General features: G+C 62.7%; 15 protein-coding genes. 6 read left to right on the plus strand and 9 right to left on the minus strand.

Annotated elements, in window-relative coordinates; translation table 11 throughout:
* Positions 1-155: 155 nt before the first annotated feature.
* Positions 156-1,622 carry an FAD-dependent monooxygenase gene (locus tag GYH35_RS05155; RefSeq protein WP_161827816.1) on the plus strand — a complete coding sequence of 489 codons (1,467 nt, stop codon included), beginning with the start codon at positions 156-158 and terminating at the stop codon, positions 1,620-1,622.
* A gap of 6 nt (positions 1,623-1,628) precedes the next feature.
* Here the strand turns inward: GYH35_RS05155 and GYH35_RS05160 are convergent, their stop codons facing one another.
* The 3 genes from GYH35_RS05160 to GYH35_RS05170 all read right to left on the minus strand — a co-directional run bounded on the left by GYH35_RS05160 (position 1,629) and on the right by GYH35_RS05170 (position 5,681).
* Positions 1,629-3,713 carry an ATP-binding protein gene (locus GYH35_RS05160; RefSeq protein WP_161827817.1) on the minus strand — a complete coding sequence of 695 codons (2,085 nt, stop codon included), beginning with the start codon at positions 3,711-3,713 and terminating at the stop codon, positions 1,629-1,631.
* 91 nt (positions 3,714-3,804) lie between these two features.
* Positions 3,805-5,022, minus strand: coding sequence for a hypothetical protein (locus tag GYH35_RS05165; protein WP_161827818.1), 1,218 nt, complete (start codon positions 5,020-5,022; stop codon positions 3,805-3,807).
* On the minus strand, positions 5,022-5,681 hold the full coding sequence (locus tag GYH35_RS05170) for a methylamine utilization protein (RefSeq protein WP_161814622.1): 660 nt from the start codon (positions 5,679-5,681) through the stop codon (positions 5,022-5,024). The genes GYH35_RS05165 and GYH35_RS05170 overlap by 1 nt, the downstream gene beginning before the upstream one ends.
* A 184-nt stretch (positions 5,682-5,865) precedes the next feature.
* Between GYH35_RS05170 and GYH35_RS05175 the strand changes: the two genes are divergently transcribed.
* Positions 5,866-6,204 (plus strand): LysR family transcriptional regulator, encoded by a 339-nt coding sequence (locus GYH35_RS05175; protein ID WP_161827819.1) that lies wholly within the window; start codon positions 5,866-5,868, stop codon positions 6,202-6,204.
* A 9-nt stretch (positions 6,205-6,213) separates the two neighbouring features.
* Here the strand turns inward: GYH35_RS05175 and GYH35_RS05180 are convergent, their stop codons facing one another.
* The 3 genes from GYH35_RS05180 to GYH35_RS05190 all read right to left on the minus strand — a co-directional run bounded on the left by GYH35_RS05180 (position 6,214) and on the right by GYH35_RS05190 (position 13,318).
* The gene (locus GYH35_RS05180; RefSeq protein WP_161827820.1) at positions 6,214-9,477 is read right to left on the minus strand and encodes an amidohydrolase family protein; all 3,264 of its coding nucleotides are present in this window, start codon (positions 9,475-9,477) and stop codon (positions 6,214-6,216) included.
* 8 nt (positions 9,478-9,485) lie between these two features.
* Complete coding sequence (locus GYH35_RS05185) at positions 9,486-12,767, minus strand: amidohydrolase family protein (RefSeq protein ID WP_161827821.1); 3,282 nt, start codon at positions 12,765-12,767, stop codon at positions 9,486-9,488.
* 113 nt (positions 12,768-12,880) lie between these two features.
* Complete coding sequence (locus GYH35_RS05190; protein ID WP_161827822.1) at positions 12,881-13,318, minus strand: Dabb family protein; 438 nt, start codon at positions 13,316-13,318, stop codon at positions 12,881-12,883.
* An 88-nt stretch (positions 13,319-13,406) separates the two neighbouring features.
* Here GYH35_RS05190 and GYH35_RS05195 point away from each other — a divergent pair, with 88 nt between their 5' ends.
* From GYH35_RS05195 to glcF, 3 genes are read left to right on the plus strand one after another with little or no spacing between them, the layout of a single operon-like run.
* Positions 13,407-14,891: an FAD-linked oxidase C-terminal domain-containing protein gene (locus tag GYH35_RS05195; RefSeq protein ID WP_161827988.1), complete on the plus strand. Its 1,485-nt coding sequence runs from the start codon at positions 13,407-13,409 to the stop codon at positions 14,889-14,891.
* On the plus strand, positions 14,891-15,967 hold the full coding sequence (gene glcE / locus GYH35_RS05200) for a glycolate oxidase subunit GlcE (protein ID WP_161827823.1): 1,077 nt from the start codon (positions 14,891-14,893) through the stop codon (positions 15,965-15,967). Before GYH35_RS05195 ends, glcE begins: the two co-directional genes overlap by 1 nt.
* Positions 15,968-15,977: 10 nt before the next feature.
* Positions 15,978-17,195 (plus strand): glycolate oxidase subunit GlcF, encoded by a 1,218-nt coding sequence (glcF, locus tag GYH35_RS05205; RefSeq protein WP_161827824.1) that lies wholly within the window; start codon positions 15,978-15,980, stop codon positions 17,193-17,195.
* Positions 17,196-17,199: 4 nt separating this feature from the next.
* On the opposite strand, the gene GYH35_RS05210 is transcribed toward glcF, so the two are convergent.
* The 3 genes from GYH35_RS05210 to GYH35_RS05220 are packed head-to-tail and all read right to left on the minus strand — an operon-like array spanning position 17,200 to position 23,062.
* On the minus strand, positions 17,200-19,362 hold the full coding sequence (locus tag GYH35_RS05210; RefSeq protein WP_161827825.1) for a malate synthase G: 2,163 nt from the start codon (positions 19,360-19,362) through the stop codon (positions 17,200-17,202).
* A gap of 45 nt (positions 19,363-19,407) precedes the next feature.
* Positions 19,408-20,919, minus strand: a complete 1,512-nt coding sequence (locus GYH35_RS05215) for an indolepyruvate oxidoreductase subunit beta family protein (RefSeq protein ID WP_161827826.1) — start codon at positions 20,917-20,919, stop codon at positions 19,408-19,410.
* A complete protein-coding gene (locus GYH35_RS05220; protein ID WP_161827827.1) occupies positions 20,909-23,062 on the minus strand; it encodes an indolepyruvate ferredoxin oxidoreductase subunit alpha in 2,154 nt (717 codons plus the stop codon). The genes GYH35_RS05215 and GYH35_RS05220 overlap by 11 nt, the downstream gene beginning before the upstream one ends.
* Before the next feature lie 108 nt (positions 23,063-23,170).
* Here GYH35_RS05220 and GYH35_RS05225 point away from each other — a divergent pair, with 108 nt between their 5' ends.
* Complete coding sequence (locus tag GYH35_RS05225) at positions 23,171-23,740, plus strand: NUDIX hydrolase (protein WP_161827828.1); 570 nt, start codon at positions 23,171-23,173, stop codon at positions 23,738-23,740.
* The last annotated feature ends 5 nt before the right edge of the window (positions 23,741-23,745 follow it).

The raw sequence follows: 23,745 nt of genomic DNA on the forward strand, positions 1-23,745 counted from the left end.
AGGAGACGATCTCGATAGCGGGCCGATCGTGAGATAGGAATTGCGACCTGCTCCCTGGCCACTTCCAGAGTATACGGCACCGGGGGGCTTGCCGTAAGCCCCGGGGTTGGTCCCAGCATCGCCCGCCATATCAAGCCCGGCAAACGGAGGTGGCGATGAGCAGGCATGCAGCGGTAATCGTTGGAGCGGGCCCGACCGGCATGATGCTGGCGGGCGAACTGGCGCTGGCGGACGTCGACGTCGTCATCGTCGAGCGGCGACTCAGCCCGGAAATCATCGGTTCGCGCGCCGGCGGTCTGCATGCACGAACCCTCGAGATACTCGATCAGCGGGGCATCGCCGAGCGGTTTGTCTCTCAGGGACAGAAGCACAACGCCGTGCACTTCCACGTGCCTTTGGATATCAGCGACGTGCCCAGCCGTCATAACTATGTGCTGGGACTGTGGCAGAAACATATCGAACGTATCATGGCCGGGTGGATCGACGAGTTGAAAGTGCCGATCTACCACGGACGCGAAGTCGTCGGGTTTTCACAAGACGACAGCGGCATCGATGTGGAACTGTCCGATGGCGAAACACTGCGCAGCCACTATCTCGTCGGCTGCGATGGCGGACGCAGTGCAGTCCGTAAAGCAGCGGCCATCGACTTCCCTGGCTGGGATCCGACGACGAGCTGGTTGATTGCCGAGGCCGACATGTCCGACGAGCCGGAATGGGGCATGCGCCATGACGCCGCGGGTCTGCATGGGATCGGCAAGCTGGAGGATGGCCGAGTCCGTATCGTTCTCACCGAGTCACAGCTGAACTCCGCCCCCGATCCGACGCTGGACGATCTCCGCCAGGCGCTCATCGCCGTGTATGGGACCGATTACGGAATTCACACTCCAACATGGATCTCACGCTTCACCGATATGACTCGCCAGGCCGCGGCCTATCGCGACCGACGCGTGCTACTCGCTGGCGACGCCGCGCACGTACATCCTCCGGTAGGCGGACAAGGATTGAATATCGGCGTGCAGGACGCGGTGAATCTGGGATGGAAGCTGGCCCAAGTGATCAAACAAACATCGCCAGCGACTCTGCTCGATACTTATCACGCCGAGCGCCATCCGGTCGCGGCCCGTGCGCTCCGAAACACGATGGCGCAAATCGCGCTTCGCCGTACAGACGATCGCGCCAAGGCATTGACGGACTGCGTTTCTGAGCTGCTCCGCATGCACGAGCCGCGCCGACGCCTGGCTGCGGAGATGGCGGGCCTGGACATTCATTACGACTTCGGGTCGGCCGGGACTGAGAGGCATCCGCTGCTCGGACGCCGCATGCCCGATCTCGATCTGGCAACTGCGGACGGACCGCGCCGGCTCTTCACCCTGTTGCACGAGGCGCGGCCAGTGCTGCTCAACCTCGGCGAGCCCGGCGGATTCGACATCGCTCCGTGGGCCGATCGAGTTCAAATGTTCGACGCCAGCTACGGCGGCGCCTGGGAGTTGCCCGTGGTCGGAACAATCCCTGCACCCACCGCCGTGCTGATTCGGCCGGACGGCCATGTGGCCTGGGTGGCCAATCCGAATCGCTCTGGACTCGATGATGCATTGATCCGCTGGTTCGGCGCACCAGCGTGATGAGGCTCAGGCATCGAGCAGATGTCGCACGCGCACCGCGAGCTGCGTGCGATTGAAGGGTTTGGTGAGCAACTCGGCGTTGCGCTCCAGCTTGCCCTGTTGAAACATCGCATCCTGCGCGTAGCCGGTCGTGAACAGCACCGGCAGCTCGGGTCGCATCCGGCGCACTTCCTGAGCCAGCTCGCGGCCACTCATATGAGGCAGGCCCACATCCGTGAACAGCAACCGAATCTCCGGATGCGCGGCGATCAGCCGCAGTGCCGACGGCCCATCGGTGGAATGCAGCACCGAAAATCCCAGGTCCTGCAAACATTCGATGCTGTAAGCACGCACGTCGTCCTCGTCTTCGACGACGAGCACGGTCTCATTGGATTTGCCGCGTGGCACTTCATCTCCATCCTGCTCCAACCGCATCACCGCCGAAACATCGACGCGAGGCAGATAGATCTTCACCGTCGTGCCTTCGCCAACTTCGCTCTGCAGCTTCAGCGTGCCGCCCGATTGCTTCACAAAACCGAACACCTGGCTCAAGCCCAGTCCGGTGCCCTGCCCGATCGGCTTGGTGGTGAAGAACGGATCGAACGCGCGCGCAATCACTTCTGCGGACATGCCGATACCCGTGTCGGCCACGCTGATCACCGCATGCGGGCCAGGCAGCAAATCTCCCAAGCGCAGCGCCTCGTCTTCGCTGACATGCACCAGCTCGGTCGAGATGGTCAATGTTCCTTTGCCGGACATGGCGTCGCGCGCGTTCACGGCGAGATTCAACAGCGCACTTTCCATTTGATTGGGATCCACGCTGACCTGACCGACACCCGCGCTGAGCCGCGATTGCACCGTGATCGCTTCAGGCAAGGTGCGACGGATCAACTCGAGCAGCGTCGTCACGAGCTGATTGACGCCAGTGGGTTTCGGATTGAGCGGCTGGCGGCGCGCGAACGCGAGCAGCTGATGAGTCAGCGCAGCGGCTCGCTCGGCGCCGCGGGTCGCATGCTCGATCGCACGCTGCAGCCTTTCGTCATCCGCGGGCGAACGCCGCTGCACGATGTCCAGATTTCCCAGGATCACCGTGAGCAGATTGTTGAAGTCGTGCGCGACGCCGCCGGTGAGCTGGCCGATCGCTTCCATTTTCTGCGCTTGATTGAGCTGCTCCTGCATCAGACGCCGCTCGGTCATGTCGCGCGTGATCTTGGCGTAACCGATGACGTGACCATCGGGGCCGTGGATCGGGTCGATCAGCACGCTGGCCCAGAAGCGCGAGCCGTCCTTGCGCATGCGCCAGCCTTCGCCTTCGAATTTGCCCTTGGTCGCGACCAGGCTGAGCGAGCGATCCGGCAAGCCGTTGGCCCGATCTTCGATCGTATAGAACTGCGAGAAATGGCGGCCGATGATTTCGTCAGCGGTGTAGCCCTTGATGCGCTCGGCGCCCGGATTCCACGAGGAGACATAACCCTTGCGATCGATCATGTAAATCGCACAGTCCGTGACGCCTGCGACCAGCTGAGCGAATTGTCGTTCGGTGCGGCTCAGGTCGCGGACCTCCAGTTTCAGCCGCTCGTTCGCTTCACGCAGTTCCCGCGAGACTCGCGCTCGTTGGACCGCCTCCCAACAACGGCCCGCGACCAACTGCAGCAGCTCGATTTCTTCCTGCCGCCAGTGCCGCGGTCGATTGTGGTGAACGGCCATGACCGAGCACAGCTTGCCGGCACTGAGCAGCGGGATGGCCATCCCCGCACGGATCTGCGCCCGGCGATAGCTGTCGAGCTCGCTTTGCGTGCGCGGATCGGTCTCTGCATCCTCGACGATGAAGGGCTGCCCGGCCTGCACCAGCCGCAAAAACTCGGCGCCAAATTCTTCCAGGCGATAGTGACCGACCAGCGAGGGCACGCCGTCGCTGTAATCGGAAGCGATGTCGAACATGTTCTGATCGAGCGAGACCTCGGCGTAAGCACACCGGCTCACCTTCATGGAGTGGCTGACCAGACGGGCTGCGACCAGGGTGATCTCAGCGACATCCGTCAGGGAGCGGATCGCTTCGTCGAGTGCGAGCAGAAACTCGTACGGTGCTGTTCTGGGAGGCACTTCTCTCATTGCCGCCCCATATGCCATTTACATCCCCATCACGCAAGTACACACGACACAACGGCGGGCCCGCCGGCAAGTTCCTTCCCGCCGAGCCTTTTCAGAAGCTGTAGCGGGCTGCGAGCTGCAGCAGGCGCTCGGTCGCGTTGGGGGACAGGCCGATTTCGGCCCGCTGGCGCAACGAGCCGCTCAATCGGATGGCTTCGGCCGCCAGTTGCCAATGGTCATTGAAGCTGAACAGATAGGCCGCGGTCCAGGCGTCCGCATCCTGATGGCTATCGAAGAATCTGGCGCCACGAACCGTTTCGGTGTTCATGCGGTCGTAGCGGGCCGTGTAGCGATGCCGCCCGTGCTGCCGGCTCAACAACACGAACCACGACTCCAAGTCGACGATGATGAAGCCGCGCCCATCGGCACTTGCACCGACCGCGGTGTCGCCTTGCATATATTGGGCGATCGCCGTGATCTCGAGCGGCAACTCGATTCGGGCGCCGAAAGAATCGAATCGAGTCAGCCAGGTCGGCTCGCGAGCCTCGACTTCCGCTGTGTCGCCGCGGTTGTCGTAATGCAGAGCCCGGAGCACGTGCCGGCTGGAAATCTTCGTCTCGACGCCCGCGTAATATCCATAGCGACCGTCGACCTCGTCGAAGAACTCGATGTTTGGAATGGACGGATCCTGCACCAACGGACGCGGCAGCTCGCCGAACAGCGCGGTCTGCCGGTCGTGAATACCCCAACCGCGCTGGAACAACAGAATGCCGGCCGGATCGTTCCAGCCATAGGCCGACGCCACGATGCTCACATCGAAGTTGCGCCCCGCCGTCGCGCCGAGTGCGGTCAACGATGTTTCCAGACCGATCGTTCGCAACTCTTCGCCCATCCACGTGTTGATGGCCGACGCACTGATGCTGTACAGGCTGTCCCAACCGACAGCGCGATTCTCCAGCGAAATTGGCGCGTAGAACGCCCCTACCCGGGTCTTCCAACGCAGCGGACTGGAGGGATAAGGGCGCCACTCCAGATAGGCTTCGGTGAGATCGATGGGATTGCGATCGCCGTCACCGGTCGCTCTCGCGGTAACGCCGTAGCGAACCGTGTCGACGATCTCGCCGGCCGCATCGATCGTCACTGCGCCCAGCCGCAAGCCGTCGTCGTCGCCACCGAAACGCAGCTGACCGGTGCCGCCTTCAGTAAACGAATCCAGCGGCGAATCGACCACGACCGCGCGCAGATCGATCTGTGCTGTGATTTCGTGCGCCAGCGCGGACTGACCGAACGTCCACATCGAGACCGTCAGTGCGAGACACGACAGGCGCATCAGTAATCTCGCACCCGCTTGTCTTTGATCGGCGCAGGCTCGGGCCGTAGTGCGCGTTTCAGTTTGAAAGACGCGCGGGTCGATTCGTCACTTATAGAGATGTTCTGAGTCTGCAGCCACTCGTGCGGCGGCAGCAGCGGCGTCCAGACTTGCAATTCATACTCGCCGGGAGGCAGATCATGCACTCTCCAGACGCCATCGTCGCCCGTGGCGCCGAACCAGGGCGCATCCGTGACGTAGAGATAACCCACCATGTTGTCGTGGATGTTGCAACCGATCGTCACGATGCCCGGCCGGTCGAAGACCACCGGCTCGCGGGGCTTGCCGTGATACAACGCCAGCTCGAAACGTTTGGGCGGCGAGAACGAATACACCTGGTGCGCCACCGAATCGTTGTTGGCAAACAGCACCGGCGTGCCGGTGCGGATGGCGAGCACGTAGGGCGAGAATTGTCGGTCGACCTGGTCCATCTCGGCCAGCGGCGCCGACCGCGCCGGCGCACTCACCGCTGCCTTCGGTGTTGCGACGACAACCACATTGTGTGCCGGACGCCCCTGGACATCGCTCACACGGACGGTGAGCTCGGCAGCCGACGCTGCCGGGGTGCGCAGCGCCAGGCCCAGCAGCAGTATTCCAATGTGATGCGGCGGCAATCTCACGCGCCGGATTGTGCCCTCGGACGTGAGCCTATGGCATGCCCGACTGCACAAAATCAACGTCGGCAGCCTTGCGCCGGAGGTGACGAATCGGCACCATGCAGCGGACGGATACGCAGCTGTGGGCAACGCTCCGGGAACAATTTCATGGAGGCTTCAGCCAGTGCCCTACGGGGTGAGGTGATCCGTGCAAACCGTATCCAGCCATGCTCCCGACGACGACGCCCAATTGCTGTCGCGGCGAGCCCTTCCGCCCTTCGAGACGTTGCGAGCCTTCGATGCCATTGCCCGTCTGGGCGGCGTACGTAAGGCAGCGCAGTACTTATGTCGGGACCACGCCGTGGTCAGCCGTCATTTGCGCGCCATCGAAGTCTGGACCGGGACCAAATTGATTCAACGAACCCCGGCCGGCAGCGTGCTGACCGAAGACGGCGTCCGGTATCACCGCGACATTGCCAGTGCGCTCGATCTCATCGCCCGTGCGACGGTCGATTTGATCAAGCGCGGCAGTCAGTCTCGGTCCTGAGCTGGCCGGCTACTGCTCGGCCCACGACTTCTCCCAATCGATATCGTTCGCCGGACGGTTGGCTTCCCAGAAGAACTTGCCTCGCGGCTGGTCGTAGTTGCCGATCTCATTCATGGTATTCGCGTCGTACAGACGCCCGTTGACCATGGTGTAGCGGACGCTGTTGCTGTGCTGGATATCCTCGAGCGGGTTCCGGTCGAGCACGATGATGTCGGCGAGCTTGCCCGGCTCCAGCGAGCCCAGCTGCTGTTCCAATCCGTGCGTGCGGGCGCCATTCAAAGTCGCCGAGCGCAGCACGTTTAGATTGCTCATGCCGCCCTGTGCGAGCAGCCACATTTCCCAATGCAACGCGAGGCCAATGACATGGCCATGCGAGCCGGCATTGACGATGACGCCCGCGTCATCGAGCTTCTTCACCGAGCGTGACACCGAGCGATAACCCACGTCCCACAACTCGTCGGCGACATTGATGGAAGTCATGCCGCGCACATACGGCGGCGCGTAGTGAGGCGTGCTCAATGGGCTGTAGCCGCTGGTGACCACCTGCACGAACGTGCGCACCTTCGGGTCCTCCCACACGCGCTGGTTTTGATAGATGAAGTTCTCGCCCAGCAGCTCGCCGTTGAGCATGATCAGCGTCGGCGTGTGCGGCGTCTGGCCGTGCTTGAACAGCTGCACCACATCGTCGTAGTAATTCGCGACCGGCAGGTTGTGCTGCTGATTGGTGTTGCCATCGATCACGGCGGTGAGATCGACGTAGAAATTACTCTCGCCTTCCACGTCCACCATGACGCCGGTCTCGCGACCGGCCTTGATGAGCATCTGCCGCTGGCTGCGCATGGGCTGGCGATAGCTCTTCACAATCGTGCCGCCAAGCGCCCGCTTGCGCGCCATGAAATCTCGCGCGTCCTGATAGCTGAAAATCGGCACGTAGCCGCTGTCCACCTTGGCGATGCGACCGAACGCAATCAACCCCGACTCGATGGAACGCGGGCCGACCATATCGCCGGTCAACGTCATCTCGGTCTGCGTGTAAGAAGGCAACTCGAGACTGTACGGGTCGTAATTCGTCGTCACGCCAAAGGCGAGATCGGCGTAACGAGCCGACTGCCGTTGTGGCATCAGACCGGAGGATGTGTAGTAGCAGTTGTTGATGTGGCCATGCATGTCGAACAGGCCCGGCATCACGGTCTTGCCGGTCGCATCGATCACCTTTGCACCCGGCGGCACTGTGATTTCTTCCGCCGCTCCAACGGCGACGATGCGATTGCCGCGTACGACGACGGTCCCGCGCTCGATGACCCGATCGCCGGCCATCGTGATGATGCGTCCGTTGGTGAACGCCACGTCGCCCGCGGGAACATCGACAGGAGCTTCCAAGCCCGCAGCGACTCGCTGCAATTGCGGCTTCACCGCCTCGACGGCCGCAGTGACCAATTGATCTCCGACGGCCCAGTGCAGGCGTTTCGAATCCGCCGACCACACCACCGCATAACCGCCGATATCACTCAGCCTCGCCACGGGATTGGCGCTATCGCTGGCCGTCGTCAGCGTCACAGGCACGCCGGTCTGGTGATAGCGAGTCACGTAGTACTGCTGGCGGTGACGGAACGCGATCCACTTGAGGTCTGGACTTACGCGCGGCTCTGACGTGTCGGCATCTAAAGTCTTTGCGTGAACACGCTTATCGAATCCATCGAGATTGACGCTTTCCAGCGCGGCAACCACAGCGTGATTGATATAACTCTTCGTCGAGTAATAGATGCGTTGCCCATCGGGCGAAAACATCGGCGCGTCGCCCGGCGGCCCGATGTAGTGAGCTTCGCCGCCGTTCGCGTCGATCCAATACAAACCGATGCGAGCCTCGCGACCGCCGAGGCAACGGTCGCCTTCATCGATCTTGAAGACGATGCGGCTGCCGTCGGGCGAGAACGAAGGCACACGCAATACACCCGCGGTGCTGTAAATGGTCTTCGGCGCGCCGCCTTGCGGGCCGACGATCATCAGGCGACTGCCACTCTCGTCGTTCCAGTCGACATAAGCGATCTTGCGACCATCGCGCGAGAACGCCGGCTCGAATTCAAACGTACTCGCGCGAGTCAAACGCGCGGGCTTGGCATCGTCTTGCTTGCGCCACAAGCGGCCGAGCGCGTTGAACACGACGACGCGATCGTCGGGCGAATACGCGAGCTGACGAATGGCGCGAACCGTGATCGACTTCGGCGCGAGGTCGTGCGTGAAGCGCGGCGGTACCGTGATCTTGTGGCGCGACCGGACGCTGAAAGGAATCTCTTTCGCCGCGCCCGTATCCATGTCGACGTTCCAAAGCTTGCCCTTGCCCCAGATCGCAACGTGGCGATTGTCCGGGAACCAGCCGTACTGCGGGTAATAGCCGTCGATCCAGCTGTAGTCGGCCTGCTCGTCCCGATCCAGACCTTCGAAGACGGGCAGCTCCTTGCCAGTGGCAATGTCATAAACAAACAGCACTGTCTTGTCTCGCACTCGGCGGACAAACGCGATGCGCCGATCGTCTGGCGAGAGCTGTGGAGCGATGGCGCCGCCGAAGCCGCGAATCAGTTGCTTGGTTTCACCGTTGGCAAGGTCTCGACGCATCACCGCGAGGTTGCTGTGATTCGCGTCGACATACACGCGCGACGGGCTCGATGCCGTCACCTTCTCGGTGTAATAGAGATAGCGGCCATCGCGCGAGAACTGCGGCTCGTTGACCGGCTCGTCGTTGTCGGGCGCGGGCACGAGCAATCGGCCATTGCCGCCACGCAAGTCGTAGATGCGGAGCTCGGCAGCGTGATGTTTCTCCTCGGTCGCGAACTGCAGCGCGCCGGCAACGAGCGTGCCGTCGCCGTTCCAGGCGGGCGTGCTCAGCAGGCGGATCGTTTCATTCGTCACTTGCCTGGCATTGGAGCCATCGGCGCTCGAGACCCAGAAGTTGTCGCTGCCGCCGCCATCGCTGATGTAGAGCAGTTGACGGCCATCGGGACTGAACCTCGGATTGCGCTGCATGGCCGCTCCACCGTGCAGCAGCCTGGCTTCGCCACCGGTCGCCGGCATCGCATAGATGTCGCCGAGCAAGTCGAATGCGAGCGTCTTGCCGTCCGGGCTGACGGCCACGCTCATCCAGGTGCCTTCGCTGACCTGAAACTCGGCGTCATACGACGGTTGGCCGGTGTCTTCGACATTCCAAGTGGTGTCGGCAAGCGCGGGCACGGCGAGGAGAGACAACAGCACCGTGCAACTGAGATGCATGGTCTTCATGGATTCGCTCACTGCCCCGACCACGACGAGTTCCAATCGATGCCTTTGTAATCCTCCCTCTCCCAATAGAACCGGCTGCGGGGTCGGGGATGGTTGCCGATCTCGTTCATGGTCACCGAGTCGTAGAGGCGGCCGTTGAGCAGCGTGTAGCGCACCGAGTTGCTGTTGCGAATGTCCTCGAGGGGATTGCGGTCGAGCACGATCAGGTCGGCGAGCTTGCCGGCCTCCAGCGAGCCCAGGTGCTTGTCCAAACCTAGTGTGGTCGCACCGTTCAAAGTTGCCGCCCGCAGAATGCGATGATTGCTCATCCCGCCCTGCGCGAGCAGCTGCATCTCCCAATGCATCGCCAGCCCTGCGATCTCGCCATGCGAGCCGACGTTGATGCGAACGCCTGCATCGTCGAGCTTCCTGATGGAACGTGACGCCGAGCGGAAGCCGATGTCCCAAAGCTCGTCGGCCACATGGATGCTCGTCATGTTGCGTGAGTGCACCGGTGCGCCGCCCTGCACTTCCAGCGCGCTGTAACTCGAAGTCGCCTCCTGCGCGAACGCCTTGATCTTGGGATCCTCCCAGGCGCGCTCCTTTTGATAGAGGAAGTTTTCGCCGAACAGCTCGCCGAACGAGACCAACAGCGTCGGCGTGTTCGAGCTGGTCGCATGACTCATGAGCTGGATCACGTCGTCGTAGTAATGCGCCACGGGCAGGTTGTGCTCGATGTTGCTGTGGCCGTCGAGCACCATGGAAATGCTGTTATGGAAGTGCCCCTCGCCTTCCACGTCGACCATGATGCCGGTCTCGCGCCCCGCCTTGACGAGCATCTGCCGTTGTTGGCGGCCTGGCTGCTTGTAGCTCTTGATGATCGTGCCGCCGAGCGCCTGCTTGCGAAGCAGAACCTTGCGCGCATCGTCGTACTCGCGCAGGGGCACGTAAGTGAAATCGGATTTCCTGGCGCGGCCGTAGATGGGATGGCCGGAACCGATCCATCGCGGCCCGACGGTGATGCCGGCCAGATCCGTCTCGCGGGTCTCGTAGTTCGGCAGCTCGCTCGAGTAAGGATCGAAGTTCGTCGTCACTCCGAAAGCCAGCGCGGCGTAGCGAGGACCTTGCTTCCGCGGCATGACGCCGGAGTCGTAGCAGCAATCGATATGACCGTGCATGTCGATCAAACCCGGCATGATCGTTTTTCCGGAGGCGTCGATCACTTTCGCGTCGGCCGGAGCCGTGACTGATGCGCTCGGGCCTACGGCCACGATGCGATTGCCATCGACGACAATCGTGCCCTGCTCGATCACCTCGTCGCCTTTCATCGTGATGATGCGTGCGTTCGTGAAGGCCAACTTGCCTGCGGGACTGTCTGCCGGAAGTTTCAGGTCGATCTTGGTATAGGGCTGGACCGCAGGTGTCGATGCCGCATCGGTGACATTCGCTCGATACAGCGACGCGCCGAGCGTCCAATGCAGCGTCGACGAATCGCTCGACCACGCTAGGGAATATCCACCGAGATCGGTCAACGCTCGCACCGGGACTTCGCTGCTGTCAGCGCTGACAGTGAGCGGTGCGCCGATCTCATGGAATGGCATGACGTAGTACTGCTGCGCTTCGCGAAACGCGATCCATCGCAGATCCGGACTGACACGCAGCTCCAACGTATCGGCGTTCAGCGTGTGCGCATGCTCTCGCTTGTCCAGGCCATCGAGAGTCACGCTAACTAAGGAGTGCACCCACTCCCGATTCACTCGCCCGACTTCGACGCAATAGATGCGCTGCCCGTCGGGCGAGAACATCGGCCAATCGTCGCCGGCGACAACGAAACGACTCTCGCCACCGCGAGCGGGCACGACATAGACGCCAGGCTGCGTGCCGTAGCCGCCCATGACCTTGTCCGCTGCAGCGATGCGATAGACGATGAGCTTGCCGTCCGGCGAGAACGCAGGATTGCGAATGACGCCACGGCTCGTTGCCACTGCGCGTCCCTTCCGGCCCGCGGCGTTTGCGACTTTTAACGTGCTGCCGCGCTCGTCATCCCATTCGACGTAAGCGAACGAGCGGCCGTCGCGCGAGAATGCTGGATCGAATTCGAACGCCTCCCTCTGGCTCAACCGTATCGGAAGGCTGCGCGACCCGAGCGCAGCCGCGTGTATCCCGCGGGAATCCGGTGCAGTGGAATCAGCCTGGCTCCACAGCCTGCCGAGCGCCGTGAACACCAGACGCTTGCCATCGACCGATGGCGCAAGCTGTCGTATCGATCGAACCGCGACCGTGTCCGGCGCAGGATTTTGTTCGAAGTGTGGCGCGCGCTCGATGCGATGCTTGGCGTGCACACGGAATGGAATCTCCGTGGCCGTGCTGGTCTGTGTATCGATCTTGTAGAGCTTGCCCTTGCCCCAAATCGCGATGTGCCGATGGTCTGGGAACCAATCGAAGCGCGGGTAATAGGCGTTCTGCTGCACGAAGTCGGCTTGCAGATCGCGATCGAGCTCGTCGAACACCGGCATTTGCGTGCGCGCCGCCACGTCATAGACGAACAGCACCGTCTTTTCCTTGACGCGGCGGACGAACGCAACCTTCTTGCCATCGCGCGAGACCTGCGGCGAAGTCGCGCTACCCCATCCACCCAACAGATCTTCGGTCGCGCCGGACTCGAGCTCACGGCGTTTGATCACGTAGTTGAGATGATTCGGATTGATGTAGATGTTCGGCTCGACGATCCGCTGGGTGTAGTAGACGAAGCGGCCATCGGGCGTGAAGCTCGGCTCCTGCACGTCACGCCCGTTTGCCGGCATCTCGATCAGCAGCGCGCCGCTGCCACCGTGCAGATCGAACAAACGAATCTCGGACGCCTTCATCAGCGGGAACGTCGAGTACGCCTGCACGACAGCGATGGATTGGTCTTGCGGCCCCCACGTCGGCGCGCCCAGCATGTTGGCGGCGTCGTGTGTGATCTGTTGCGCGTCCGAGCCGTCGATGGTCGAGATCCAGGCGTTGTCGAAGCCGCTCGCATCGCTCTGGTACAGCAGCTTGCTGCCGTCGGCGCTGAAGCTCGGGAAGACTTGCATGGCCGGCCCGCCATGGACCCGCCGCGCTTCGCCGCCAGCGGCGGGCAGCGTATAGATGTCGCCGAGCAAGTCGAAGGCGAGCGTCGAGCCATCCGGGCTCACGTCGACGCTCATCCAGGTGCCTTCGCTGACCGTGAACTCGGCGTCGACTTCAGCGCCGGCCAGCGCGACCGTGCTCGACAACAAAACACATCCGGCCAGGCACAGCCGTTCGAGTCGCCGCCTGATTGTCATTCACGCTCCCCACGATCGTCGTCGCCCTGTTATAGCCATTCAGGCGACGGCCTGGGTTGCGTAGCGCGCGCCACAGCGGTGAGACCCGGTCACCACTGCGGCGGCGAGAGCGGTCAGGGCGCGGGCTTCACGTCGTAGACGACGACTTTTTCCCAAAGATGCTCGCAGTCGGCGACGAATTTTTTATGGATGGGATGCACCTGGTACGCGTTCTGGCCGGCCACATCGTCGAAGCACAGGATCTCGGAGGCGCTGTAGCTCGCATCGACGACGCCGCGCTGCTCGGTCTCCGCCGGCACGCCGATGTGAATGGCCTTGACGGTCTCGATCCCGCCCAGCGTGCGCAACCCGGTCAACAGCCGCTGCAGATCTTCCTTGGACTTGGGGTTCTTGAGCCAGAAGAACACATGATGGACCACCGGCGGAAGCGTCGCCTTCGTCGTGGCTCCAGCGCCCCCCGCGGACGCGGCGGCCACTGCTTGAGCGGCTACGCCTGCGCCGGCCAGCGCTGCAGCGACGGTAAGGACTTCTCGGCGGCTATGGGTCGTCATGCTCGGCTTCCTTTTGCCTGAGTTAATCGAATTGTCGAGTATAAGCTGGCACAGGCGGTGTGCTCGCCAGTCCTTTATCATTCGCGGCATGGACAGCCCCCCGCATGCCCCTTCGCCGGACAAGCAGCGCAGCCTCGTCGCCGCATTGCGTGGGTTCCTGCCCGGCGACGCCGTCCTGTTTCGAGAGGAAGAGACCCGGCCGTATGAATGCGATGGGCTGACGCTGTTTCGCCAGCTGCCCATGGTCGTGGCTCTGCCGGAAACGGAGGACCAGATCCGGCGCATCCTCCAGCTCTGTCACGAGCACAAGGTGCCCGTCATTCCGCGCGGCGCGGGCACTGGCCTGTCGGGCAGCGCTCTGCCGCACCCTGACGGATTGTTGCTCTCGCTGGCCAAATTGAATCGAATTCTCTCGATCGATCCTCGCGCGCAAACCGCGACGGTGCAGCCCGGCGTCCGCAATCTCGCGATCAGCGAAGCAGCGGCGCGTCATCGTCTTTACTACGCGCCCGATCCGTCGAGTCAGATCGCCTGCACGATCGGCGGCAACGTCGCGGAAAACTCCGGCGGCGTGCATTGTTTGAAATACGGCCTGACGATTCACAACGTCCTGCGCGTGCGCGGCCTGACGATCGAAGGCGAGGCGGTGGAATTTGGGGGCCTGGCGCCCGATGCGCCCGGTCTGGACTTGTTGGCGCTGGTCATCGGCTCGGAAGGCATGCTCGCGGTCGTGACTGAAGTAACGGTGCGACTCGTGCCGGTCGCGCAGACCGCTCGTTGCATCATGGCCAGCTTCGCGGATATCGGCGAGGCCGGCGATGCCGTCGCCGCGTTGATCGCCGACGGCATCATTCCCGCCGGCTTGGAGATGCTGGATCAAGCAGCCACCCGATTGGTCGAGCCGTTCGCCAACGCCGGCTACGACCTCGATGCTGCCGCCGTGTTGTTGTGCGAATCGGACGGCACGCCCGAAGAAGTCGCCGAAGAAATCGAACGAATGTCGGCAGTGCTGCTGGCCGCAAGAGCCACTCGAATTCAAGTCTCGAACAGCGAAGCCGAACGGCTGCGCTTCTGGGCCGGACGAAAGAATGCCTTTCCGGCGGCCGGTCGGGCGTCGCCTGCGTATTACTGCATGGATGGCACCATCCCGCGGCGTCGGCTCGGCGAAGTGTTGAAAGCGATTCAAGCGTTGGAGCCGAAATACGGGCTGCGCTGCCCGAACGTATTTCATGCCGGCGACGGCAACCTGCATCCATTGATCTTGTTCGATGATGCCGACCCGGATTCGGTCGCTCGTGCCGAAGCCTTCGGCGCGGAGATTCTGGAGTTGTGCGTGCAAATGGGCGGCACCGTGACCGGCGAGCATGGCGTCGGCGTCGAGAAGCTGGATCAAATGTGCTCGCAGTTCGATCGGCCGACGCTCGATGCATTCCTTGGCGTGAAGAGCGCGTTCGATCCCGCCGGTTTGCTGAATCCGGGCAAGGTCGTGCCCACGTTGCATCGCTGCGCCGAGTACGGGCGCATACGCGTCCACGGGGGCAATCTTCGATTTCCAGAATTGCCGCGCTTCTGATGGATCAAGCACTCAGTCAGCTGTGCGAGACCGTGCGCGCCGCTTCGGAGGCACGCACACCCTTGCTCATTCGAGCCAGCGGCACCAAAGATTTCTACGGCAATGAATCTTCGGGCGCCTTGCTCGATCCGCGCAGCGTCACGGGCATCGTCGACTACGAGCCGACGGAGCTGGTCATCACTGCGCGAGCAGGCACGCCACTCGCCGAGTTGGAGCAATTGTTGGCCGAGAACGGCCAACTGCTCGCCTTCGAGCCGCCACACTTCGGCGCGAACGCGACCGTCGGTGGCTGTATCGCTGCTGGCCTCGCCGGTCCTCGCCGCGTTTCTTTTGGGCCGACGTATGGCGGCGTCCGTGACTTCGTGCTCGGGGCCAAGTTGGTCGACGGTCGCGGTCAGTTGCTGAGCTTCGGCGGCACCGTGATGAAGAACGTCGCGGGTTACGATGTGTCGCGACTGCTGGCCGGCTCCATGGGCATTCTTGGTGTGATCGCCGAAGTATCGATCAAAGTGCTGCCGCGGCCGATGTCACATCGCACGCTGTGCTTCGAGATGACCGAAACCGCGGCGGTGTACAAGCTCAATGAGTGGGCGGGACGGCCGTTGCCGCTGTCCGCATCGATGTGGCATGACGGCGCACTCTATTTGAGATTGGCGGGCGCCTCAGCGGCAGTGCGCGCGGCACATCATCACCTTGGCGGTGAGGAACTCGACAACTATCAGGCTGACGCTTTCTGGGCCAGCATTCGCGAGCACAAACATCCGTTCTTCGAGGGCGACGCGCCGCTGTGGCGGATAGCGGTGCCTTCAACGGCAGCGACTCTGTCCCTCGTCGAGCCGCAGTTGATTGAATGGAACGGCGCGCTTCGCTGGCTGCGCACGCGCCAATCCGCCGAACAGGTGCGCGAGTGCGCGAAACAAGCTGGCGGTCATGCGACTTTGTTTCGGAACGGCGATCGGTCCGTGGGTGCATTTACACCACTGACGGCGCCGGTCGCCGCGATTCATCGGCGGCTGAAAGCGCAGTTCGATCCGGCCAATATCTTCAACCGCGGCCGGCTCTATCCGGATCTTTGAGCAGTCGCCCATGAGAACGCAGCTCGCCGATTTCATCAAAAACACGCCCGAAGGCAAGGAAGCCGAGGAGATCGTGCGCCGCTGCGTGCATTGTGGCTTTTGTACGGCCACCTGCCCCACTTATCAGTTGCTCGGCGACGAGCTCGACGGGCCGCGCGGCCGGATCTATCTCATGAAGCAGGTGCTCGAAGGTGTCGAGCCCACTCGAAGCACGCAGCTTCACCTGGACCGATGCCTCACCTGCCGCGCTTGTGAGACGACCTGTCCTTCGGGCGTGCAGTATGGCCGGCTGGTGGATATCGGACGCGACATCGTCGAGAAGAAAATCGAGCGTCCGTTCGGTGAGCAAGTGGCGCGCTCAGCGCTGAAGCATGGTTTGACCAGCAAGCTGTTCGGCCCCGCGATGCGTGCCGGGCAGGCGGTGCGCTCATTCCTTCCCGAATCGATTCGTTCGAAGGTTCCGGAACGACGCGATCCCGGTGCGTGGCCACAGCGTTCGCACGCTCGAAAGATGTTGCTGCCGCTGGGCTGCGTGCAGCCCTCCATGTCACCGGGCATCGATGCGGCGACGGCGCGGGTGCTCGACGCACTGGAAATCGAGGCGATCACACCCGCGGCGAGCTGCTGCGGCGCTATCAAGCATCACTTGAACGATCACGACGCGGCGCTGGCTGAAGTCCGCCGTAACATCGATGCATGGTGGCCGCACGTCGAGGCTGGTGTCGAAGCAATTGTGATGAACGCATCGGGCTGTGGCGCGATGGTCAAAGAGTATGCTCACTTGCTACGCCATGATCGGGCATACGTAGAGAAGGCCCAGCGCATCGTTGCTCTGACGAAAGATCTGGCCGAGCTGCTGCCACAGCATGCGGCGGTGTTGACGAGCAAACTGCGCGAGAGGGCACCGGAACGCGTCGTGTTTCATCCGCCCTGCACTTTGCAGCACGGGCAGAAAATACGCGGCGTCGTGGAGCAACTGCTCAGCGCCTTCGGCGCCGAGGTGTTGCCGCTATCGGAGAGTCACCTGTGCTGCGGCTCGGCGGGCACCTACTCGGTTTTGCAGCCCGAGCTGAGCAAACAACTGCGCGATCGCAAGCTCGAAGCGCTGCATGCGTCGCAGCCCGATGTGATTCTGTCGGCCAACATCGGCTGCATTACGCATCTGGCGAATGGCGCACAGGTGCCTGTGCGCCACTGGATTGAATGGCTCGACGCCCGCCTGAGCTGATCGCTCAGCCCGCCGCTTTCAATTCGCGACGGCGCTGGTGCAGGATGTACTCGGTGTAGCCGTTCGGCTGCTCGCGACCGAGGAAGATCAAATCGCTCGCCGCCTGGAACGCGATGCTGCCGTTCAAATTGCTGGCCATCGGTCGGTAGCCCGGGTCGCCGGCGTTCTGCGCATCCACGATCGCAGCCATCCGCTGCAATGTTTCTTTGACCCGCTGCTCCGTGCACACGCCGTGGAGCAGCCAGTTCGCGACATGTTGGCTCGAGATCCGCAGCGTGGCGCGATCTTCCATCAGACCGACATCGTGAATGTCCGGCACCTTCGAGCAGCCGACGCCTTGATCGATCCAGCGCACGACGTAGCCGAGAATGCCCTGAATGTTGTTGTCGAGCTCGCTTTGGATATCTTCGGCCGTGAAGCCCGACTCAGCGAGCGGCGCGCGGAGCAGATCGTCGAGGCCCGTCGCTTTGCCTGACTGAAGCTGCCGCTGCAATTCGTTCTGAACTGCGCGCACATCGACTTGGTGATAATGGAGTGCGTGCAGCGTCGCCGCCGTCGGCGATGGCACCCACGCAGTATTCGCACCAGCGCGAGGATGGCCCGCCTTCGCGGCCAACATGCCGGCCATCTTGTCCGGCATCGCCCACATGCCTTTGCCAATCTGCGCGCGGCCGCGCAGGCCGGTGTTCAAGCCCACCTCGACGTTGCGCTTCTCGTAGGCGACCAGCCAAGGCTGTGTCTTGATGGCGTCCTTGCGCATCACCGGCCCGCCCTGCATGGCGGTGTGAATTTCGTCGCCGGTGCGGTCGAGGAAGCCCGTGTTGATGAACACGATGCGATGTTTCACTTTCTCGATGCACGCGCTCAGATTCAAGCTGGTACGACGCTCTTCATCCATCACGCCGATCTTCACGGTGTGCTGCGGCAGGCCGAGCGCTGCTTCGACCCAGCCGAACAGATCGTTGGCGAGCGCCGCCTCCTCCGGCCCGTGCATCTTCGGCTTCACGACGTACATCGAGCCGGTGCGGCTGTTTCGGCCGCCGCCACGCAGGTCATGCAGAGCGATTGCGACCGTGACGAGCGCATCGAGCACCGTCTCGAAAATCTCCTTGCCTTCATGGAGCACGGCGTCGGTGCGCATGTGATGGCCGACGTTACGCACGAGCATCAAGCTGCGGCCGGGCAATGTGAGCTCTTTGTGACCGGGCGCGGTGTACACGCGATCCGCGTTGAGCTTGCGGGTCACCGTGCCCTTACCTTTCGCGAACGTCGCTTGCAGATCGCCCGCCATCAGGCCCAGCCAGTTGCTGTAGACCGCCACTTTTTCTTCCGCATCGACGGCAGCGACGGAGTCTTCGCAGTCCTGAATCGTGGTGATCGCGGACTCCAGCACCACATCCGAGACGCCTGCCGCGTCGGTCGCACCGATCGGGTGTTTACGATCGATACAGATTTCGACGTGCAGACCGTGATGTCGTAGCAGAATGCCTTGTGGCTCAGCAGCGGCGCCACGCCAGCCTTCGAGCGTTGCAGGAACGGCCAGCGTTGCGCGCGAGCCGTCCTTGAGCGTCACGACCAGCTTGTCGCTTTCGATGGAATACTTGGTCGCGTCCTCATGGCTGCCATGAGTGAGCGCGGCAACTTCATCCAGGAACTTGCGCGCATACGCAATGACCTGCGCGCCCCGAGCGACGTCGTAAGGCGAGCCTGCCGGCAACGGCGCCGCTAACGCATCGGTGCCATAGAGCGCGTCGTAGAGACTGCCCCAACGGGCATTCGCGGCATTCAACGCATATCGCGCATTGCTCAGTGGCACGACCAGCTGCGGACCGGCGATGTGCGCAATCTCTTTGTCGACGTGCTCGGTGTCGACCTGGAAGGCAGCGGGCTCGGGAACGAGGTAACCGATGGATTCGAGAAACTGGCGCTGCTTCGCTACATCGATGGGCTTGCCGCGCTGTTGTTGCCACCAGCCATCGATCTTCGCTTGCAGAGCGTCGCGCTTCTCGAGCAGTTGCTCATTGCGAGGTGAGAATTCCTTGACGATGCGCTCCAGGCTGTTCCAGAACGCCTGTTCCTGCACACCGGTCCCCGTCAGCGCCCGCTGGATGAAACCGTGCAGCACGCCGGCGATTTCCAGGCTCCCCACTTTGACTCTTGCGTTCATCGTCGTGTCACTCGCAGCTGCCGACTGGCAGTGACTATAACCGCCTCACCCGTCCGGTGCGACCTCAGACAGCACGGACGCAAGCTTCAAACCGGCTTCATCCGCCAACGCTGCATTCCTCAACTGCCTGATCGCATCCGCGAGATCCGATCGCCCACGCATCCGCTCCGCCGCCTCGACGACTGTTTGATAGTTCTTCAATCCGCGAGCGTGCGTATCCGAGTAACCTTTGACGAGCCGCTGGCACTCCGCAATCTCGATCGCCGCGCGATAGCCGCCGGGCGCGGCGGCCAGGTTCCGAATCCTCTCGAGCCAGTCAGCAATTCGCGCCTGCTCGACGCGATACCGCAGCGTGCTTCTTCTCCACCGACGCATGCCAGCCAATAGGGACAGCATCACGAATCCACCCAGCTTCGCCGTGTGAATGTGTCTTCCGCGTCGGAACAATGGTGCTGAAAGGCGACGTGCGAAAGCGCTGTTCGAAAACCACGACCCGAGCCCCGCTGGCAGTGTTTCGCAGACCTCTTCGAACCGGGGATGCATGAACTCAGTCACGTACACGACCTGATCCGCTCCCGCCCTCACTTCTGCGCGAAACCGTTCGAAACGTCTGCTTCGGGTCTTGAGATCCGCGACCCGGATGGTGTCCTCGTAGGACATCCACAACGCCAGGTATCTCGCCACCGCATTCGTCAACGAAAAATCCCGGCTCAGCCGCGCGACACTTTCATCGCACGATCGAATCTGCGTCATGCGCTCCAGATACAGGTCCGCGTACGCGTCGTCCTGGTAGTCGAGCATTCGTTTGACGCCTTCCTGCAGGATGCCGTGCAGATGCGCGGGAAACTCGCGTTTGATGCGCTCGTCCAAGGCTCGGCCAAGCTCCGTCGTCGGGCCGCTCGACGGCGGCGCCCAGCCCGCCACGGGCGAGCTCTGCATCGCCTGATCGAAGCCCGCCTGGAAACCCGCGAGATTCGCCTTCACCGCCACGCCGTAGTCGCTGATCGCCTGCTCATACGTGCCTCGCGAAAACGGCAACACAGCCGCCGCCGCGATGGCGCCGAACAAAACTGAACTGATGACGCTCTTGTGCCGATCCGCGGCCGCTTCCATGTCGAAACAAATCAAACGACGCGCACGCGCGTTGAGAGCAGACAAGACAGCATTGGCATCGGCAATGCCATCGCCCATCGCCGACTTCTCCGTGATGCCGTAGACACGATGATTCGACGCCACGACAGTCGTTCGCTCCGGCGTCACCAAGCCGCGAACGACCGTTCTGCCCGCCTCCATCAACTCGGCGGCGACCACCAGATCGACATCGCCCGGCACTGGCATCAATGCAAACACCGGCGACCGCCGGCCGGGCGCAGGCTTGGGGCTCATTTCGACGTAGTACACCGTCGTGCCGGTACGTTGCGCGACGCCGGGCACCGACGTGGATTGCGCCATCCAACCATGCAACTCCGCGACCGCAACCAGCCATTCGGCGAGCACGCCGCCGCCCTGGCCGCCAAGCGCGGCGATGGCGATAGAGATGGGGCGCTCAGAATGCATAACGCATCCTGCGACGATCGGCGCGACGCTGCAGAAATCGAATCACGCGCTTGCGCACACCGCTGACAAAACGATCCCACTTGCTGGGATTGAACACCACCTGCGCGCGATAGAACGATGGGCACAACACCGCCGCATGCGCCACCTCGCCGCACACACCGCAGCCGACACAGGAGTTGTCGACGTGTGCGATCGGATCCTGGCGCAGCGGATCCGGATTCGGTCTGATCGTGAGCGACGGACAACCCGACAGGCGAATGCAGGAATGATCGCCGGTGCACGTATCCGCGTCGACGCCGAAGCGCTCGCGTACCACGCGCTTCCCTTCACCCACCGCCTTGTTGAAGGCCGGCTTCTCGCGACGCTGACGATTCAGCATGCATTCGGACGCAGCGAGGATGACCTTCGGTCCCTTCTCCGGCGTGGTCATCGCCTCGCGCAGGACATCTCGCATCCGGCCTACGTCATACGTTCGGTCGATGCCCCGCAGCCATTTCACGCCCACGCCTTTGACGGCATCGGCAATCGGATGTTTCGTGCTCTTGGAACGATTGAGGGCGCGCGAGGAAAGAATGTCTTGTCCGCCCGTTGCCGCCGAATAGCCGTTGTCGACGACGACGAGCACCTGGTCGCTTTGATTGAAGACAGCATTGCCGACGCCGGAGGTGAGGCCGTTGTGCCAGAAGCCGCCGTCGCCCATGACTGCGAGCGCTCGTTTGTTACGAGGCGCATTGAAGGCTGACGCACCCGCCGCGCCCAGACCATAACCCATGGTCGTGTTGCCCAAGTTGAACGGCGGCAGGATGGAGAACAAGTGACAGCCAATATCGCAGCTGATATGCAGCGGGCCCAACTCCCGCTGCACCAGTTTCATTGCGGTGAAAATCGGCCGCTCCGGGCACCCGGTGCAAAACCCCGCCGGACGAACGGGCAGCAGCGCCGCGAGCGTCTGGACTTCTTTCGGCAACTCGCCGGCTTGCGACGGAATCAGCGGCGTGGCCGCAGCGAACTGCTCCGCCGCGTACTTGCGCATGAAGGCTCGAATGCCGGTTTGAAGCACCTGACCGGTGTATTCGCCAGCCCGAGGCAGCACCTCTTTGCCGATGACGCGAGTCGGCACATCGGCGTTGCGCAGAATCGTGTTGAGCGCTTGCTCGATATATTCGGGCTGCCCCTCCTCCACCATCAACACCGCGCGCTTGCCGAGACAGAACTCGATGATCTCCTCATCGATCAACGGATACGTGACGTTCAAGACATACAGAGGCAGATCGGTCGCCCCTGTCGAATCCGCCAGGCCCAACAGCTCGAGTGCGCGGATCAGCGTGTTGTACAGGCCGCCTTGCACGATGATGCCGACCTCGCCCGCGCTGCCGCCGAGGAACTCATTGAGCTTGTTGCGACGGACGTACTCGATCGCCGCCGGCCAGCGCTTCTGAATCTTTTCCTGCTCGTGCAGAAAGTTGGCCGGCGGCAGCACGATCCGATTGACATCCCGGGTCGGCGAGTCGAGCGCATCCTGCAATGTAAATTTCGGCGGACGATTGTCCTTGGCGACGAACGAGCCGTAGACGTGACATGCGCGAACGCGCAGCTCGAGCATGACCGGCGTGTTCGACGCCTCCGACAGCGCGAAGCCGTGCTCGACCATCGCCACGATGCTTTCGAGATTCGGCCGTGGGTCGAGCAGCCACATCTGCGACTTCATCGCGAATGCGTGCGAGCGCTCCTGCATGATCGAGGAGCCTTCGCCGTAATCCTCGCCGACGATGACGAGCGCGCCGCCCGTGACGCCGCCGGATGCGACGTTTGCCAAGGCGTCCGAAGCGACATTGGTGCCGACGGTGGATTTCCAGGTAACGGCGCCGCGGATCGGATAGTTCACGGAAGCGGCAAGCATCGCGGCGGCGGCCGCTTCGGACGCGCTGGCTTCGAAATGCACGCCCAGCTCTTGCAACAGGCCCTGGGCATCGGACAGCACGTCCATCAAATGTGAGATCGGCGCGCCCTGGTAGCCGCCGACATACCCGACGCCGGACTGGAGCAGCGCCTTGGTGACCGCGAGAATGCCTTCGCCGCGAAACTCCTGGCCCAGCCCCATGCGGAGCTTGCCGACCTCGTGCGCGAACGATCGCTCAGCCATTGCGCCTCTCGAGCCGCAGGATGAGGATTCAGTGTAGCCCCGAAGCGTTAGCTACGGACAACGCGCGCTGTTGCACCCGGCGCAACGAAAGGCGACGATGCCCGCCTCATGAAGTTCTGCTCCAACTGTGCCAGCCCGGTCAGCCTCAGCGTCCCTCCGGGCGACCATCTGCCCCGCTTCTTGTGCGCCAATTGCGGCACCATCCACTACGAAAACCCGCGCATCATCGCGGGCTGCGTGATCGAGCACGAAGGCAAGATCCTGTTGTGCAAACGGGCCATCGAGCCGCGCCACGGTTTCTGGACCATACCGGCTGGCTTCATGGAAAACGGCGAATCGGTGCAGCAGGCGGCGGCCCGCGAGGCGATGGAGGAAGCGCTGGCGCACGTGCGGATTGGCTCGTTGCTGGCCGTCGTCAACGTGCTGCGCGCCCACCAGGTGCACATCATGTTTCGCGCCACGCTAACGCAGCCTTCGTTTGGGATTGGGCCCGAGAGCCTGGAATCGCAGCTGTACGCCGAAGCGGAGATTCCGTGGCCCGAGCTGGCCTTTCTAAGCGTGGAATTCGCCCTGCGGCGCTACCTGGACGACCGGGCCAAAGGCCGGGAACAGCTGCATTTCCGCGATATCGACTGGCGGGACGGCAAACCGGTCATGACCGACGGTGATTCCCAATAGCACTG

It is taken from the genome of Steroidobacter agaridevorans (assembly GCF_009932555.1).
Lineage (GTDB): Bacteria > Pseudomonadota > Gammaproteobacteria > Steroidobacterales > Steroidobacteraceae > Steroidobacter > Steroidobacter agaridevorans.